Genomic DNA, 15,465 nt, shown 5'->3' with positions numbered 1-15,465 from the left:
AGGGCGCTGAACCCGGCGGAACCCGGCGGACCCTAGCGGCCGTCGTAGCCGGCCGTCGGCATGGACAGCCGGCGGTGCACGCGGGCTTTCATCTGCGCGTCGTACGACGGCTCGGCCCGCCCGACGGTCTCCACGCGCACGCCCCGGCGCGCGCACTCGGCGGTGAACGCCTCGACCGAGGAGAGAGCGCGCCGGAGCACACGCAGGCTGGGCGCGACGAACACGTCCACTCCCGGCCGGACGCCGTCCCACAGTGCGCCGTGGTCGAAGCGCAGCCCGCCGACGAGCAGTTCCCGGGCGATCACGTACCCGCGTTCGGCGGCCCAGCGGGCGCACATGGCGTGCTGGCTGCGGGAGTCGACGAGGAAGGGGTCCGCTTCCAGTTCCTCCAGCGGGGTCAGGCTGGCGATCGCGATGACCCGCACCAGCGCGGGCGCGGGCGTCTCGGAGGTACCCCGCAGCTGTCCCATGGCGTCCCCCTCACCTCCGGGTTTCGCCGCCGACCCTACTCCTGCCCGTAGGCTTCGGGGAGTCGCGTGAAGGAGGCGAAGAGGGTGCCGGTGGAGATCACCTGGTGGGGCCACGCCACCTGCACCGTCCAGGACGCGAACACACGGGTGCTCACCGATCCTCTGTTCGCCCGCCGGCTCGCGCATCTGCGGCGGCGCCGGGGTGCCGTGCCGCCGGCGGAGGCCCGGCACGCGGACGTGGTGCTGGTCTCGCATCTGCACGCCGACCATCTGCATCTGCCCTCGCTGGCGGACCTCGCCCCGGGCACGCGCCTGCTCGTACCCCGGGGCGCACCACACGCGGTGCCCGGTCTGCGCCGGCTGCGCCGGCTGCGGGTCGTGGAAGTGGTGCCCGGAGACGTGGTGCGGATCGACGAGCTGCTGGTACGGGTGGTTCCGGCGCTGCACGACGGACGGCGGCTGCCGGTGGGCCCGCACCGCTCGCCCGCGCTCGGCTATGTCGTGGAGGGAGAGGCGCGGACGTACTTCGCCGGGGACACCGGGCTGTTCGACGCGATGGCCGAGCGGGTCGGGCCGGTGGACGTGGCGCTGCTGCCGGTGGGCGGCTGGGGGCCGTATCTCGGTGAGGGGCATCTGGACGCGGGACGGGCGGCGCGGGCGCTGGCGCGGCTGGCGCCGCGGGCGGCGGTGCCGGTGCACTACGGGACGTACTGGCCGATCGGGATGGACGCGGTGCGCCCGCACGAGTTCCATGCGCCGGGCGACGAGTTCGTGCGGCTGGCGGCGGTCACGGCGCCGGGGGTGGCGGTGCACCGGCTGGGGCACGGCGAGAGTGTGCGGCTGGAGGTCGCTCGGTGAGGTGGCCGGCCTCCATGGCGGTGCTGGCCGCCGCCTCCACCACGTCGACGGTGCCACCAGAGTCGACGCAGCAGGCGATCGGGTATCCGTCACTGTTCCTGCTGGTGCTGATCGGGGCGCTGGTGCCGGTGGTGCCGACCGGGGCGCTGGTGAGTTCGGCCGCGGTGGTGGCGTTCCATCAGACGGCGCCGTTCTCGCTGGCGCTGGTGTTCGTGACGGCGTCGCTGGCGGCGTTCCTGGGGGATGCGGCGCTGTACTGGCTGGGGCGGCGCGGGATGCGGTCGCGCAACGGGTCACGGTGGCTGGAGGCGATACGGTCGCGGGCGCCGGAGGCGCGGCTGGCGTCGGCGAGGGAGAAGTTGGCCGGGCATGGGATTGCCGTACTGGTGTTGTCCCGGCTCGTCCCTGCCGGGCGGATACCGGTGATGTCGGCCTGCCTGATGGCCGACTGGCCGTTGCGGCGGTTCGTGCGGGGGAACTTTCCGGCGTGTCTGGCGTGGGCGGCCACGTATCAGGTCATCGGTGTTCTGGGGGGTTCGTTGTTCAGGGAGCCGTGGGAGGGGGTTGCGGTCGCGGTCGCGCTGACCGTCTTGATCAGCGCGCTGCCGGGTGTGGTGCGGCGGGTTCGGTAGCGCCGTCTCAGAGCGGTTGTGCGGGGACCGCGGGTGCGTCCGCGGGCGCTTCAGTCCAGCACCCTCGACGCCCCCACCGGCAGGTCCCACAGGTCTTCCCGGTCCAGCCCCGCCTTCTCCCACGCCGCCCGTATCCTCCGGAGCGGTTCCAGGACGGGCTCTGCCGAGAGGATGAAGGTGCCCCAGTGCATGGGGGCCATGCGGCGGGCGCCGGCGTCGAGGGTGGCCTGGACCGCTTCCTCGGGGTCGCAGTGGACGTCGCTGAGCCACCAGCGGGGGTCGTAGGCGCCGATGGGCATGAGGGCGAGGTCGATGCCGGGATAGCGGCGGCCGATGCGGGAGAACCAGTGGCCGTAACCGGTGTCGCCGGCGAAGTAGAGACGCTGTCCGTCGGCGTCGGTGAGCACCCACCCGCCCCAGAGGCTGTGGCAGGTGTCGGTGAGGGTGCGCTTGGACCAGTGGTGGGCGGGGACGAAGTCGAAGCGGACACCGGACAGTTCGGCGCCCTCCCACCAGTCCAGCTCGGTGACGCGGGTGAAGCGGCGGCGGCGGAACCAGCGGCCGAGGCCGGCCGGCACGAACACCGGGGTGTCCCGCGGGAGCCGGCGCAGGGTCGGGGCGTCCAGGTGGTCGTAGTGGTTGTGGCTGATGACGACGGCGTCGACGCGGGGCAGGGTGTCCCAGGGGACGCCGACGGGGGTGATACGGGCCGGGGTGCCGAGGATGCGGCGGGACCAGACGGGGTCGGTGAGCACGGTCAGACCGCCGATCCGCAGGACCCAGCTGGCGTGTCCGGCCCAGGTGACGGCGAGGGTGCGGGTGTCGACGCGGGGCAGCGGGGCGGGAGCGCAGGGGAGCCGGGGGATGTCCGCGAGACCTGCGGCGCCGGGGCGCACGGCGCCTTCGCGGGCGAAGCGGGCGAGCGCCTTGAGGCCGGGCAGGGGGGCGGTGAGCCGGTCGTGGAAGGTGCGTGGCCACACACGGTGTTCGCCGAGGGGGCGGGGCTCGGCCAGCGGGGGGAACGGGGGTGCCAGGGGGGCCGGGGTGCCGGTGGGGCGCGTCGGTGGGGTCCGTGCGGTCGCCGTTGCCCTCGCAGCCGTGGTCGTCGTGGTCGTCGTGGTCGTCGTGGCCGTCGTGGCCGATCCGGGCTCGTTCGTCTCGGGATCGTGCGTCTGCTGCGTCATCGAGGGGACTCCCATCGCTGAGCGTCGTCGCGGAGATCGTCGAGGACCGACGTCAAGGAGATCAACGCGCGTTGCACATGCGGCAGTTCCAACGGCGCGGGCGCGGTGAGGCATTCCGCGCGTTCCTCGTCGTCGCCGCCCAGCAGGGGGCCGGTGGCGAGTCGTACGCGCAGCGCCCCGAGGTCGTCGCCGAAGCGGTGACCGCCGGGCGCGGGCATGCCGAGCCGGGCGGTCAGGAGGTCCTCCAACTCCTGTGCGTCGCCGACGCCTTGTTCGGCGAGGGGTTCGCGCAGCGGGCCGAGGTCGGCGTACAGGTGGCGGCCGGCCTGCGGGGGGCGGGCGAGCGCGCCGGCCGCGACGACGGCGGCGTGCGCGGCGGCGGCCACGCGTGCGTGCAGCCGTACGGCGGCCTCGCGGCGCTCGGTGACGGGCGGGGGTTCGTCGAGGGCGTAGCCGGCCGCGGCGGCGACGGGTGCGGCGATGTGGGCGCCGAGCCCGGTGAGGATGTCGAGCACGCGCGCGTGGAGCTGCCCGCCGGGTCCGGTGGCCGGGAAGCGGGCGACGGCCGCGGGCCAGCCGGCCGGCAGCAGCGATCCGGCGAGGTCGGTGACGACGGTGACCCGGTCGGGCCGCATCTCGGCGGGGCTGAGCAGCACGGTGTCGTGCGGGTCGTGCAGGGTGTCGCGCCAGGTCTCGTCGCTGACCAGGTGCAGTCCTTCGGCGGTGGCGGCCTCGACGGTCTCGTGCAGCAGTTCGGGCGGGGCGACGGTGGCGGTCGGGTCGTCGGCGACGGACAGCACGAGCAGCCGCGGGTCACCTCCCTCGGCGCGGACCCGGCGGACGGTCTCCAGCAGCGCGTAGGGGTCGGGGACGCCGCCGCTCTCGGCGGGGGTGGGCACGTGGTAGGCGGGCCGGCCGAGCACCCGGGCGTACGGCGCCCACCAGGCGGCGCAGGGGCGCGGTACGAGCACGTCGGCGCCGTCTCCGGCGAGCGCGGCGGTGAGGGCGAGCAGCAGGGCCGGGGCGCCGGGGCCGGCGGCCACCTGGTCGGGGACGGTGGGCAGTCCGCGCCGGGTCCAGTAGCCGCAGGCCGCTTCCAGGAGGACGGGGGCGCCGCCGACGGGCTGGGCGTCGGCGCGGCTCGCCGCCGCGGCGAGCACGGCCATGAGTTCGGGCAGCACGGGGAGGCCGTCGCCGGGCAGGGGCGGGCCGTAGCGGACCGGGCCGTGGCCCTCGGGGTCCGTCCGCCGCATGTCCGCCTCCGCGCGGTCCTGGTGCCGTGTGCCGCCGGTCCGGGCCGGGCGGCCGGGACGGGCGGACTGGGTCGTCGTGGGCTGCTGGTTGGGGCGTGGGTGGTGGGTCGTGGGGTGGGTGCGTCCGTGGCCTGCCTTGTCGCTTGCGATGGGTGGGGGCCGCCTGCCGGCGTCCACGGGAGGGTGTGTACCCGCCGGGCGGCACTCCATGGGGGTGACGGGCGTCGCCCCGGTCACTCGTCCGTGGACCGGCCTCCCGCGACGCGCCAACGACCGTACAGCCGGTAGCCGGCTCCGCCGCAGGCCGCGGCGATGAGGGCGGCGCCGGCGGCGAGGGCCGGGACCGAGTCGGTGAAGCTGCCTCCCGTGCCCGCCTCGACTCCGTGCTGCACGGTGGGCGGGCCGCAGTCGTCGGCACCGGGGCCCTGCCGCCCGTCGGAGTCGCCGCAGACGTGACCGGGGAGGCAGGGTTCGTCGTGGCCCTGCGCGCACCGGTGGCCGTCGTCCGAGCAGACCTCCCCCGGCTTGCACCCCGAACCCGTACCACCCGAGCACGCCTCCCCCGGCTTACAGCTCGCACCAGCCGCACAAGCCTCCCCCGGCTTGCACGCCGCACCACCCGCGCACGCCTCTCCCGGCTTACACCCCGAGCCCGCACCACCCGCGCACGCCTCCCCCGGCTTACACCCCGAGCCCGCACCGCTCGGGCTCGGGCAGGACTCCGGGCTGTGGCAGGCGGTGGCGTCCTGGCAGGGCTCGCCGGCCCTGCACGGGGCGTCGGAGCCGACGCCCATCGGGACGGTGGAGCCGACGCCCACCGGAGCGGTGGAGCCGACGCCCATCGGGACGGTGGAGCCGACGCCCACCGGAGCGTCGGGGCCGACGCCCACCGGGACGGTGGAGCCGACGCCCACCGGAGCGGTGGAGCCGACGCCCATCGGAGCGGTGGTGAGGGTCGGGAACGGGGTGCCGGGGACCGCGTCGGCGGCGGAGGCGGCGGGCCCGGCCAGGGCTAGCACGGCCCCGGCGACGAAGGCGACGGACAGGGCACGGGCGGTGCGGCGCATGGGACGGGCTCCTGACACGGCGGATCGGTCGGCGGTGGTGGTACGCCGGACGCCGGTGCGTACTGGCGGGACGCGGTCACGTCGGGCACCGGTACGGCGGCGCGGGGGCGCTGCCCCACGGCGTCTCGGGTACGGGGCACGGGCGTGCCCTCGCTGCCATGACAGCCCGCCCGGCGGCGCGGCGCGCGCGGCCGGACCCCATTCGCGGGACGGGCACGCCCGGCCGGGTGACAAACGGCGGCCGCCGCGGTTTCCGGCTCCGCGCCCGCGCCGACGGGCCCGAGCGTCCCGTGTCCGTGCCCGGAGAGGTTTTCCGTCCCTTGTGCCGGTGACTCGGTATGCGCTGACCGGATCGTCCGCTTCGCACTCACCCGCACCGGGGAGGTCATCCATGAGCACCAAGGTCGCCGACCAGATCCTCGAGCGCCTGCGCGCCTGGGGCGTGGAACAGGTCTTCGGCTATCCGGGCGACGGCATCAACGGACTGCTGGCCGCATGGGGCCGGGCCGAGGACCGGCCGCGGTTCATCCAGTCCCGGCACGAGGAGATGTCCGCGTTCGAGGCAGTCGGATACGCCAAGTTCAGCGGCCGTATCGGAGTGTGCGCGGCGACGTCGGGACCCGGCGCCATCCATCTGCTCAACGGTCTGTACGACGCCAAGCTCGACCACGTGCCCGTGCTGGCGATCGTCGGCCAGACCGACCGGACCGCGATGGGCGGCTCCTACCAGCAGGAAGTCGATCTGCACACGCTGTACAAGGACGTCGCCTCGGACTTCGTGGAGACGGTGACCGTGCCCGAGCAGTTGCCGAACGTGCTGGACCGGGCGATCCGCACCGCCTGCGCCCGGCGCTGCCCGACCGCCCTGATCATCCCCGGTGACGTGCAGGAACTGGACTACGCCCCGCCGACGCACGAGTTCAAGATGGTGCCCTCCAGCATGGGCATGAGCGAGTACACCATGACCCCGACGGACGAGGCGCTGCGCCGGGCGGCGGACGTGCTGAACGCGGGGCGCAAGGTGGCGATCCTGGTGGGCCAGGGCGCGGCCGGTGCGGTCCCGGAGGTGCAGGAGATCGCCGAGCTGCTCGGCGCGGGCGTGGCCAAGGCGCTGCTCGGCAAGGACGTCCTCAGCGACGAACTGCCGTACGTCACCGGGCCGATCGGGCTGCTGGGCAGCCGGCCTTCGTACGAGATGATGCGGGACTGCGACACCCTGCTGACGATCGGTTCGTCGTTCCCCTACACGCAGTTCATGCCGGACTTCGGCAGGGCGCGCGGCGTGCAGATCGAGATCGACCCGCACATGATCGGAATGCGCTACCCGTACGAGGTGAACCTCGTCGGTGACGCGCAGGCGACGCTGCGCCGGCTTATCCCGCTGCTGAACAGCGACCGGGGCGGGCGCGAGTGGTACGACACGGTGTGCGCGAACGTACGGCGCTGGCACGAGACGATGGAGCGGCGGGCCGGTCTGTCGGCCGATCCGATCAATCCCGAGTACGTGGCCCGGGCGCTGGATCCGCTGCTGCCGGAGAACGCGATCCTCACCTCCGACTCCGGTTCGGTCGCCAACTGGTACGCGCGGCACATCACGATGCGGCCGGGCATGCGCGGTTCGCTGTCCGGGACGCTGGCGACGATGGGGCCGGGTGTGCCGTACGCGATCGGCGCGAAGTTCGCGCATCCGGACCGGCCGGTGTTCGCGCTGGTCGGCGATGGCGCGATGCAGATGAACGGCCTGGCGGAGATGATCACGGCGGCGAAGTACCGGGACCGCTGGTCGGATCCGCGGCTGGTGGTGGGCGTGTGGAACAACCAGGACCTGAACCAGGTGACCTGGGAGATGCGCGCCATGGAAGGTGCCCCGTCGTTCCTGCCGTCGCAGGCGATCCCCGACGTGCAGTACGCGGCGTTCGCCCGCTCGCTGGGTCTGACCGGCGTCCGGGTGGAGAAGCCGGAGGACGTGGAGGCGGGCTGGCGCGCGGCGCTGGAGGCCGACGGGCCGTGCGTGATCGAGTTCCTCACCGATCCCGCCGTACCGCCGATCCCGCCGCACGCGACCTGGGAGCAGATGGAGGCGACGGCGGCGTCGATCCTGAAGGGGGATGCCGACCGCGGGTCGGTGGTCAAGCAGGGCTTCAAGGCGAAGGTGCAGGAGTTCCTGCCCGGCAGGGACAAGGGCTAGCACCCTGGAGGTTGCCATGCAGCGAGGCAGTGACCGGCTGAACGTCCACCGGGACGACGAGATGAAACACGAGCTGAAGGGCCTGCTGAGGTCCGGGCATCCGACGCGCGTGGAGGAGTGGCACGATCCGGAACCGGCCGCGGACGACGACCCTGAGGTGTGGAGCGGGCCTGTGGGCGGCCTGGGTTCGCCGGCGTCGCTGGAGCGGGTGCGGTCGGAGCTGGCCCGCGCCCTGAACCGGGGTTCGTTCCCGGCGACCGCCCGTGACCTGGCCCGGATGCTGCGCCGGCACAACGCGCCGACCGCACTGGTCGACGGGGTGGCCGGCCTGCCCCACTCGGCGCGCTACGAGAACGTGCAGCAGCTCGCCGAGGCGCTGACGGGCGGCGCATGAGCCGTTGCCGGGCGGCCGGCATCGCCGCGGGTGCCGGCCGTGGCGTCGACGCCGACGTGACGGCCCGAGGGACGGAAGGAGAGTGACACGTCATGCGCATCGCGTTTCTCGCGGCGCCCCAGGGTGTGGAGCAGGTCGAGCTGACCGAGCCGTGGAAGGCGGCCTCCGAGGCCGGGCACGAACCGGTGCTGGTGTCCACCAAACCGGGGAGGATCCAGGCGTTCGACCATCTCGACAAGGCGGACACGTTCGACGTGGACGAGGTGGTGGGCGAGTCGTCGGCGGGGTCGTTCGGCGGTCTCGTGCTGCCCGGCGGGGTGGCCAACCCGGACTTTCTGCGGATGGACGACAAGGCCGTGGCGTTCGTGAAGGACTTCTTCGACCAGGGCCGTCCGGTCGCCGCGATCTGCCACGCACCGTGGACGCTGGTGGAGGCGGACGTCGTACGGGGCCGGGTGCTGACGTCCTGGCCGAGTCTGCGTACGGACATCCGCAACGCGGGCGGCACCTGGGTGGACGAGCGGGTGAAGATCTGCGACCACGGCTCCAACCAGCTGGTGACCAGCCGCAAGCCGGACGATCTGAAGGCGTTCTGCGACGCGTTCCTGCACGTGTTCGCCGGCGAGGCCGGCTGAGCCGCCGCCCGAGGGCGAAGGCCCGACCGTGAGGGCCGGCCCCGCGCGGGCCGGCCCTGTTCGTGTGCCGGCCCCTGGGCCGGTCCGGCCGCTCAGGTGCCGGACGCCTCCGGAGTCGCCGCCTCGCCGCACCGCCGTTCCCGGGCCCCCTCGCGGGTGCGGCCCGCGCTGACCAGGCGGCGCGGGTTGCGGCGCAGATACTCGCCCTCCAGCTGTGCCATGCGCTCGTTGTGGGTCCGCAGCGCGTCGTTCGAGCCGTACAGCAGGGTGTCGTGGCGCGTGCGGTGGATCGTCTCCAGCTCCTTCATGAGCTGCTGGTCGTCCAGTCGGCTGGGCTCGACTCCGGTCATGTGGTGCCCCGCTCGTCGTATCCGTGTCCGTGGGTCCCGGCCCGGGTACCCGCCCGGCAGGCACTGCCCCCGAGGAGTTTCCGGAGGAATCCATGGAGCTCGCGTTCCTGAATCCACTGTACGAACATCCGGGGTCCTGGGCCTCCGCATACGTCGACACCTCGATCCACACGGAGGACCAGCAGCAACGCCGTCATCTGACCGCGGAAGCGGTCACCCGGGAGCTGGCCCGGCAGGGAGCGGACGAGCCCACCCGCCGGGCGGTGCACGACGCCCTGGAGGGTCTGCGGCACGCGCCGGAGCCCTACGGCCGGGCCGTGTTCGCCCGGGACGGCGAGGTGGTCCTGGAGGTGCCGCTGACACGGGGGCCGCAGGACGGCGAGGCGTACTGGGGCGCGCTGCCCCGAGTGACACCGCTGCTGGACCTCGCCGGTGAGGACCCGCTGTCGCTGGTGGCCTACATCGACCGGACCGGAGCCCGCATCGAACTGCGCAGCGCGCTGCTGCACGAGGAGGCCAGGCAGGTGACGGGCCGGCAGTGGCCGATGCACCGGTCGAAGGCCTCCGACTGGTCCGAGCGGCACTTCCAGCTGAAGGTGGAGGACACCTGGGAGCACAATGCGCGTGAGGTCGCCCAAGCGCTGGCCGCCTGCCAGGAGGAGACCGGTGCCGACCTGCTGATCCTGTGCGGGGACGACCGCGAGCGCAGGTCGGTGCACGAGCAGTTGCCGAAGGCGCTGCAGGACCGCGCGGTGGAGACGTCGCGCGGCAAGGACAGCAACTTGCTGCCGCAGGAAGTGGAGGAGATACGCGCCGAGCACGTACGGCAGCGGATCCTGTCGGAGGTGAATCGCTTCCGGGAGGCGCGGACGCCGGACGAGGAGCGGCGGGCGGCGGCCGTCGAGGGAGTGCCGCAGCTGATCGAGGCGGCGCGCGAACACCGGCTGGCCGAGCTGCTGATCCGCCCGGACGCGCCCGACACGCAGCGCGAGGTGTGGATCGGCGAGGACCCGGACCAGCTGGCGGCCCGCCGCGACGAGCTGAGGACCCTCGGCGAGCGGCAGGCGTGGCCGGCCCGCGCCGACGACGCGCTGGTACGGGCGGCCGTGGTGACCGACGCACCGGTGGTGTCACTGACTCCGGTGCTGAAGGACACGGGTGAGGAGGTCGCTCCGGGCGGCATGGGCGCGCTGCTGCGCTGGACGTGAAGGGACAGCTCCTCCAGGGGCGTGAGGCCGTATCGACATGCGGCTCCGCCGCGTGCCCCTAGCGGACGCGCTCCACGCGGCGCTCGTCCCAGACCGGTTCCGGCGTCTCGCGCACGCGGCCGTCGGCGCCGAAGACCAGGTAGCGGTCGAAGGAGCGGGCGAACCAGCGGTCGTGGGTGACCGCGAGCACCGTGCCGTCGAAGGCCTCCAGGCCCTCCTGGAGGGCTTCGGCCGACTCCAGGTCGAGGTTGTCGGTGGGCTCGTCCAGGAGCAGCGCGGTGGCACCGGCCAGCTCCAGCAGCAGGATCTGGAAGCGGGCCTGCTGGCCGCCGGAGAGCCGGTCGAAGGGCTGCTCGGCCTGCAGGGTCAGCTCGTAGCGGCGCAGCCGGGACATGGCGGCACCGCGGTCCTGGGAGTGCTCCTTCCACAGGATGTCGAGCAGGGTGCGGCCGTGGAGTTCGGGGTGCGCGTGGGTCTGCGCGAAGTGCCCGGGTACGACGCGCGCGCCGAGCTTCCACTCCCCCGTGTGCGCCACGTCCTCGCCGGCGAGCAGGCGCAGGAAGTGCGACTTGCCGGAGCCGTTGGAGCCGAGGACGGCGACCCGTTCGCCGTAGAAGACCTCCAGGTCGAACGGCCGCATCAGGCCGGTCAGCTCAAGTCCCTTGCAGGTGACGGACCTTACGCCCGTGCGGCCGCCCTTCAGGCGCATGGTGATGTCCTGCTCGCGCGGCGGCTCCGGGGGCGGCCCGGCCTCCTCGAACTTGCGCAGGCGGGTCTGGGCGGCCGCGTACCGGGAGGCCATCTCATGGCTGACGGCGGCTGCCTGGCGGAGGTTGAGGACCAGCTTCTTCAGCTGCGCGTGCTTCTCGTCCCAGCGGCGGCGCAACTCCTCGAAGCGGGCGAAGCGTTCACGGCGGGCCTCGTGGTAGGTGGCGAAGCCGCCGCCGTGCACCCAGGCGTCGGCGCCGGCGGGGCCGGGCTCCACGGACACGATCTTCTCGGCTGCGCGGGCGAGGAGTTCACGGTCGTGGGAGACGAACAGGACGGTCTTGCGGGTCTCCCTGAGCTGCTCCTCCAGCCACCGCTTGCCGGGCACGTCGAGGTAGTTGTCCGGCTCGTCCAGCAGCAGCACCTCGTCGGTGCCGCGCAGCAGCGCCTCCAGCACGAGGCGTTTCTGCTCGCCGCCGGAGAGGGTGCGCACCTGGCGCCACTGGGCGCGCTCGTAGGGCATGCCGAGGGCCGCGGTGGTGCACATGTCCCAGAGGGTCTCGGCCTCGTAGCCGCGTGCCTCGGCCCAGTCGGCGAGGGCCTGTGCGTAGGCCAGCTGGGCGGCCTCGTCGTCGACGGTCATGATGGCGTGCTCGGCCTCGTCGACCGCCCTGGCCGCCTCGCGGATGCGGGGCGGGGCGACGGACACGAGCAGGTCCCGTACGGTCGTGTCGTCCCGTACGGAGCCCACGAACTGGCGCATCACGCCGAGGCCGCCGCTGACGGTGACGGTGCCGGCGTGCGGCTTGAGCTCGCCGGAGACCAGCCGGAGCAGGGTCGTCTTGCCGGCGCCGTTCGGGCCGACCAGGGCGACGGCGGCGCCCTCGCCGACCCGGAAGGACACGTCCCCGAGCAGGGTCCTCCCGTCGGGGAGGTGGTACTCGAGGTGCGCGGCTTCCAGATGTCCCATGGGGAGGCATTCTCCGGTCTTCCCTCGGCCACGGGCAACCGGGTATCGAACGCACCCGGCTCGTCCCCGCACGGGATCCTCCGCAGGACCCAGCCACCGGTCCGCCCCGCGCAGGCCTGCGCCGCCCAGCCGCCCCGTCTGCCGGCCACCTACCCCGCCGTATCCACCGGCTCCCCCGTCGGCCCGGCCTCTCCCGTCGGTGCCACCGTGCTGCCCTCCCAGGACAGGGCCTTCCAGCCGTCGCACGGGGAGCCCTCCAGGGCGATCACGCCGGTGTTGCCCAGGGGGCGGGCGGCGGCGAAGGGAACGTCGACGTTGTGGGCGCGGGCGGCGGTCCACATGCGGATCGCGGCGCCGTGGCTGACCAGGGCGACCGTGCCGGCGCCGCTCGCGGCAGCCTCGGCGATCACGGCGTCGTACCGGGCCAGGGCCTCCTCGCCGCTCTCCCCGCCGGGGATGCGCGACGCGGTGTCGCCGGCCGCCCAGGCGAAGATCGCCCGCATGTACTCCCGGCCCTCGGCGGACTCGCCGGGCAGCATCTCCAGGTCGCCGGCGGACACCTCGCGGATGCCCTCGCGGACGATCACCTCCAGGCCCCGGGCGGCGGCCAGCGGGGCGGCGGTGAGCTGGGCGCGCAGCAGCGTGGAGGCGTAGACGGCCTCGATGTCCTCGTCGGCGAGCGCCGCGGGCAGTGCGGCCGCCTGCGCCTCGCCCAGCGGGGTCAGCGCGGGTCCCGGTACGTCGGTGTCCAGCAGGTGGTGCACGTTGGACGGGGTCTCGCCGTGGCGGACGAGCAGGAGGCGCATCCGGGGGAATCTCCTCACGCGCCGGCGGGCGCCCGGCGCAGACAGGCACAAGAAACGGGCACTTCAGGGTAACCGGACCCCATGAGCCCGGACCTGGACCTGACAGACCTGGACCTGACCGCCCGCCCGGCCGGCCGGAACCCGCTGTGCCGGCTGCTGGATCTGGACGGCCGGCTGTTCGAGGCGGCCGCCGCCTGGCACTGGCCCGGCGCCGAGCGGGTGCTGCCCCGCCTCAGCCGCGGCGCGAACCACGGCGTGCTGTGGTTCGCGACGGCCGCCGCGATGGCCGCGAGCCGCACCCCGAGGGCCCGCCGGGCGGCAGCCCGGGGCCTGGCCTCCCTCAGCGTGGCCTCGCTGGCCATCAACACGATCGGCAAGCGCTCGGTGCGCCGGGCCCGGCCGGTACTGGACCCGGTGCCGCTGGTGCGGCAGCTCAAGCGGCAGCCGATCACCACGTCGTTCCCGTCCGGGCACGCCGCGTCGGCCGCCGCGTTCGCGACCGGGGTCGCGCTGGAGTCCCCGGCGTGGGGCGCGGCGGTGGCGCCGGTGGCGTTCTCGGTGGCGGCCTCACGGGTGTACACGGGTGTGCACTTCCCGAGCGACGTGCTGGCCGGGGCGGCCCTCGGCGCGGGCGCGGCCTTCCTGGTACGGCGGCTGATGCCGACCCGCGCCCAGGTGCGGCGACGGTGCCGGCCGCGCGCCGAGGCGCCGGCGCTGCCGGAGGGCGCCGGGCTGGTGGTGGTCGCCAACCGGGCCTCGGGGACGGCCGACCGGGTGCGTGCGCTGCACGCCGCGCTGCCGCTGGCGGAGATCGTCGAGTGCGCGCCCGAGGAGATCGGCGACGAACTGGCGAAGGCGGCGGCCCGCGCCCGGGTGCTGGGTGTGTGCGGCGGCGACGGCACCGTGAACACGGCGGCGAGGATCGCGCTCGGGCACGGGCTGCCGCTCGCGGTGCTGCCGGGCGGCACCCTCAACCACTTCGCCCTCGACCTGGGCGTGGAGGACGAACGCGATCTGGCCCGTGCGGTCCGGCGCGGCGAGGCGGTGCGGGTGGACGCGGCCCGGTATGTCACCGGCGACGGCGAGGGCCTGTTCCTGAACACGCTGAGCCTGGGCGTCTATCCGGAACTGGTGCGTGTGCGGGACCGGTGGTCGCGCCGGATCGGCGGGTGGCCCGCCGGGGTGCTGGGCGCGCTGCGGGTGCTGCGCGCGGACGGGCATCCGCTGGAGGTGGAACTGGGCGGTGAACGGCGGCCGCTGTGGCTGCTGTTCGTCGGCAACGGCGTCTACCACCGCATGGGGCTCGCGCCCGGCCGCCGTACCGATCTCGCGGACGGACTGCTGGACGTGCGGGTGGTGCACGGCGGCCGCCGGCCCGCGCTGCGGCTGCTGGCGGCCGCTGCCGCAGGCCCGCTGACCCGCTCCCCCGCCCACGCGGCGGTCCAGGTGCACCGGCTCCGGCTGACCGGCATCACGCCGGGCACCCCGATGGCGTACGACGGCGAGGTGACGGCCGTGTCGGGCGAGGTGACGCTGGAGAAGCTGCCCGGGGCCCTGACGGTGTACCGGCCGTCGACCGCCGCCTGTTGACGGGCGGTCAGGATTCCTGAGGCGTCCAGGATGTGAAACACGGGTCTCATCATTCGGCATGCGCGCGTACGGTGATGCGTACCAGCGGACACGAGGGTGAAGAAGGGCAACAGCCATGCCGAAGGCGCAGGAGACCGCCGTCTACACGCACGGGCACCACGAGTCGGTACTGCGGTCGCACACCTGGCGGACGGCCGAGAACTCCGCGGCCTATCTGCTCGGCTCCCTGAAGCCCCACATGAAGATCCTGGACATCGGCTGCGGGCCCGGCACCATCACCGCCGACCTCGCGGAGCGGGTCCCGGACGGCCACGTCACCGGCGTCGACCACGCGCCGGGCATCCTGGAGCAGGCCCGGGCCACCGCCGCCGGGCGCGGCCTGACCAACGTGGACTTCGCGGTCGCCGACGTGCACGCGCTGGACCACCCGGACGACACCTTCTGCGTGGTCCACGCCCACCAGGTACTGCAGCACGTCGGCGACCCGGTGCAGGCGCTGCGGGAGATGCACCGGGTGACGAAGCCGGGCGGGTTCATCGCCGTACGCGACGGGGACTACGGGGCGATGACCTGGTACCCGGCGGCGGACGGTCTGCGGGACTGGCTGGACCTGTACGAGCGGGTGGCCCGGGCCAACGGCGGCGAACCCGACGCCGGGCGCCGGCTGAAGGCGTGGGCGCTGGCCGCCGGGCTGACCGACATCACCGCCACCTCCAGCACCTGGACCTTCACCACGCCCGAGGAGCGGGCCTGGTGGAGCGGCCTGTGGGCGGACCGCACGCTGGCCTCCTCCTACGCCGAACGGGCCACGCAGGGCGGTCACGCGACCGAGGAGGACCTGCGGGCCGTGTCCGAGGCGTGGCGGGAATGGGGCCGGCGGGAGGACGGCTGGTTCGCGGTCCTGCACGGCGAGATTCTGTGCCGTAAAGAAGCCTGATCCGCGTATTCCGGGCAACCCGGATTGCAGGAGGTTCACACTATGGTTCCCATCCTGCTGGTACTGCTTCTGGCGCTGCTCCTTTTCGGTGTCGGATTCGCGGTGAAGATTCTCTGGTGGATTGCACTGATAGTGCTGGTCATCTGGCTGTTGGGTTTCCTGGTCCGCAGCACCACCGCCGGTGGCGGCAGGGGCCGCTGGTACCGGTGGTGACG

At 73.9% G+C, this 15,465-nt stretch carries 16 protein-coding genes; 9 read left to right on the top strand and 7 right to left on the bottom strand.

Going from position 1 to position 15,465, the window contains the following annotated elements; genetic code table 11:
- Positions 1-32: 32 nt before the first annotated feature.
- A complete protein-coding gene (locus tag ACWDEN_RS12555; RefSeq protein ID WP_351606569.1) occupies positions 33-470 on the bottom strand; it encodes a hypothetical protein in 438 nt (145 codons plus the stop codon).
- 84 nt (positions 471-554) lie between these two features.
- On the opposite strand from ACWDEN_RS12555, the gene ACWDEN_RS12550 reads away from it, so the two are divergent.
- Positions 555-1,328: an MBL fold metallo-hydrolase gene (locus tag ACWDEN_RS12550; RefSeq protein ID WP_450858917.1), complete on the top strand. Its 774-nt coding sequence runs from the start codon at positions 555-557 to the stop codon at positions 1,326-1,328.
- A gap of 14 nt (positions 1,329-1,342) precedes the next feature.
- Complete coding sequence (locus ACWDEN_RS12545; RefSeq protein WP_351606567.1) at positions 1,343-1,960, top strand: DedA family protein; 618 nt, start codon at positions 1,343-1,345, stop codon at positions 1,958-1,960.
- A 50-nt stretch (positions 1,961-2,010) separates the two neighbouring features.
- On the opposite strand, the gene ACWDEN_RS12540 is transcribed toward ACWDEN_RS12545, so the two are convergent.
- From ACWDEN_RS12540 to ACWDEN_RS12530, 3 genes are all read right to left on the bottom strand, one after another.
- Positions 2,011-3,144, bottom strand: a complete 1,134-nt coding sequence (locus tag ACWDEN_RS12540) for an MBL fold metallo-hydrolase (RefSeq protein ID WP_450858732.1) — start codon at positions 3,142-3,144, stop codon at positions 2,011-2,013.
- Positions 3,141-4,397, bottom strand: a complete 1,257-nt coding sequence (locus ACWDEN_RS12535) for an aminotransferase class I/II-fold pyridoxal phosphate-dependent enzyme (protein ID WP_450858915.1) — start codon at positions 4,395-4,397, stop codon at positions 3,141-3,143. Before ACWDEN_RS12535 ends, ACWDEN_RS12540 begins: the two co-directional genes overlap by 4 nt.
- Before the next feature lie 233 nt (positions 4,398-4,630).
- On the bottom strand, positions 4,631-5,464 hold the full coding sequence (locus ACWDEN_RS12530) for a hypothetical protein (protein ID WP_351606561.1): 834 nt from the start codon (positions 5,462-5,464) through the stop codon (positions 4,631-4,633).
- Positions 5,465-5,855: 391 nt separating this feature from the next.
- Here ACWDEN_RS12530 and ACWDEN_RS12525 point away from each other — a divergent pair, with 391 nt between their 5' ends.
- From ACWDEN_RS12525 to ACWDEN_RS12515, 3 genes are all read left to right on the top strand, one after another.
- Entirely contained in the window at positions 5,856-7,652 is a 1,797-nt protein-coding gene (locus ACWDEN_RS12525; RefSeq protein ID WP_450858730.1) for a thiamine pyrophosphate-requiring protein, read from the top strand.
- Between the two features lie 16 nt (positions 7,653-7,668).
- On the top strand, positions 7,669-8,046 hold the full coding sequence (locus tag ACWDEN_RS12520; RefSeq protein ID WP_450858728.1) for a DUF2795 domain-containing protein: 378 nt from the start codon (positions 7,669-7,671) through the stop codon (positions 8,044-8,046).
- A gap of 92 nt (positions 8,047-8,138) precedes the next feature.
- Positions 8,139-8,681, top strand: coding sequence for a type 1 glutamine amidotransferase domain-containing protein (locus tag ACWDEN_RS12515; RefSeq protein WP_450858726.1), 543 nt, complete (start codon positions 8,139-8,141; stop codon positions 8,679-8,681).
- Between the two features lie 92 nt (positions 8,682-8,773).
- On the opposite strand, the gene ACWDEN_RS12510 is transcribed toward ACWDEN_RS12515, so the two are convergent.
- Entirely contained in the window at positions 8,774-9,031 is a 258-nt protein-coding gene (locus tag ACWDEN_RS12510) for a DUF6158 family protein (RefSeq protein WP_351606549.1), read from the bottom strand.
- A 92-nt stretch (positions 9,032-9,123) separates the two neighbouring features.
- Here ACWDEN_RS12510 and ACWDEN_RS12505 point away from each other — a divergent pair, with 92 nt between their 5' ends.
- Positions 9,124-10,239, top strand: a complete 1,116-nt coding sequence (locus tag ACWDEN_RS12505) for a baeRF2 domain-containing protein (protein WP_450858724.1) — start codon at positions 9,124-9,126, stop codon at positions 10,237-10,239.
- Positions 10,240-10,297: 58 nt separating this feature from the next.
- Here ACWDEN_RS12505 and ACWDEN_RS12500 read toward each other — a convergent pair whose 3' ends face one another.
- Both ACWDEN_RS12500 and ACWDEN_RS12495 read right to left on the bottom strand, forming a co-directional pair.
- Positions 10,298-11,917 (bottom strand): ABC-F family ATP-binding cassette domain-containing protein, encoded by a 1,620-nt coding sequence (locus ACWDEN_RS12500; protein WP_450858722.1) that lies wholly within the window; start codon positions 11,915-11,917, stop codon positions 10,298-10,300.
- Positions 11,918-12,066: 149 nt separating this feature from the next.
- A complete protein-coding gene (locus ACWDEN_RS12495; RefSeq protein ID WP_351606540.1) occupies positions 12,067-12,723 on the bottom strand; it encodes a histidine phosphatase family protein in 657 nt (218 codons plus the stop codon).
- 81 nt (positions 12,724-12,804) lie between these two features.
- On the opposite strand from ACWDEN_RS12495, the gene ACWDEN_RS12490 reads away from it, so the two are divergent.
- From ACWDEN_RS12490 to ACWDEN_RS12480, 3 genes are all read left to right on the top strand, one after another.
- Positions 12,805-14,313 (top strand): phosphatase PAP2 family protein, encoded by a 1,509-nt coding sequence (locus ACWDEN_RS12490; RefSeq protein ID WP_450858720.1) that lies wholly within the window; start codon positions 12,805-12,807, stop codon positions 14,311-14,313.
- Positions 14,314-14,428: 115 nt separating this feature from the next.
- Complete coding sequence (locus tag ACWDEN_RS12485; protein WP_450858718.1) at positions 14,429-15,250, top strand: class I SAM-dependent methyltransferase; 822 nt, start codon at positions 14,429-14,431, stop codon at positions 15,248-15,250.
- Between the two features lie 42 nt (positions 15,251-15,292).
- Positions 15,293-15,463, top strand: coding sequence for a hydrophobic protein (locus tag ACWDEN_RS12480; RefSeq protein WP_351606532.1), 171 nt, complete (start codon positions 15,293-15,295; stop codon positions 15,461-15,463).
- Positions 15,464-15,465 lie beyond the last annotated feature (2 nt).

The organism is Streptomyces sp. NPDC001153, assembly GCF_053598315.1.
This window is presented reverse-complemented; position numbering and strand designations above follow the sequence as displayed.

Excerpts from the sequence above, each read along its gene's own strand:
- ACWDEN_RS12485 (WP_450858718.1), top strand. The coding sequence starts at position 14,429 with ATGCCGAAGGCGCAGGAGACCGCCGTCTACACGCACGGGCACCACGAG.
- ACWDEN_RS12480 (WP_351606532.1), top strand. The coding sequence starts at position 15,293 with ATGGTTCCCATCCTGCTGGTACTGCTTCTGGCGCTGCTCCTTTTCGGT.
- ACWDEN_RS12490 (WP_450858720.1), top strand. The coding sequence starts at position 12,805 with ATGAGCCCGGACCTGGACCTGACAGACCTGGACCTGACCGCCCGCCCG.
- ACWDEN_RS12555 (WP_351606569.1), bottom strand. The coding sequence starts at position 470 with ATGGGACAGCTGCGGGGTACCTCCGAGACGCCCGCGCCCGCGCTGGTG.
- ACWDEN_RS12515 (WP_450858726.1), top strand. The coding sequence starts at position 8,139 with ATGCGCATCGCGTTTCTCGCGGCGCCCCAGGGTGTGGAGCAGGTCGAG.
- ACWDEN_RS12525 (WP_450858730.1), top strand. The coding sequence starts at position 5,856 with ATGAGCACCAAGGTCGCCGACCAGATCCTCGAGCGCCTGCGCGCCTGG.
- ACWDEN_RS12535 (WP_450858915.1), bottom strand. The coding sequence starts at position 4,397 with ATGCGGCGGACGGACCCCGAGGGCCACGGCCCGGTCCGCTACGGCCCG.
- ACWDEN_RS12495 (WP_351606540.1), bottom strand. The coding sequence starts at position 12,723 with ATGCGCCTCCTGCTCGTCCGCCACGGCGAGACCCCGTCCAACGTGCAC.
- ACWDEN_RS12510 (WP_351606549.1), bottom strand. The coding sequence starts at position 9,031 with ATGACCGGAGTCGAGCCCAGCCGACTGGACGACCAGCAGCTCATGAAG.
- ACWDEN_RS12505 (WP_450858724.1), top strand. The coding sequence starts at position 9,124 with ATGGAGCTCGCGTTCCTGAATCCACTGTACGAACATCCGGGGTCCTGG.
- ACWDEN_RS12520 (WP_450858728.1), top strand. The coding sequence starts at position 7,669 with ATGCAGCGAGGCAGTGACCGGCTGAACGTCCACCGGGACGACGAGATG.
- ACWDEN_RS12530 (WP_351606561.1), bottom strand. The coding sequence starts at position 5,464 with ATGCGCCGCACCGCCCGTGCCCTGTCCGTCGCCTTCGTCGCCGGGGCC.
- ACWDEN_RS12540 (WP_450858732.1), bottom strand. The coding sequence starts at position 3,144 with ATGACGCAGCAGACGCACGATCCCGAGACGAACGAGCCCGGATCGGCC.
- ACWDEN_RS12500 (WP_450858722.1), bottom strand. The coding sequence starts at position 11,917 with ATGGGACATCTGGAAGCCGCGCACCTCGAGTACCACCTCCCCGACGGG.
- ACWDEN_RS12545 (WP_351606567.1), top strand. The coding sequence starts at position 1,343 with ATGGCGGTGCTGGCCGCCGCCTCCACCACGTCGACGGTGCCACCAGAG.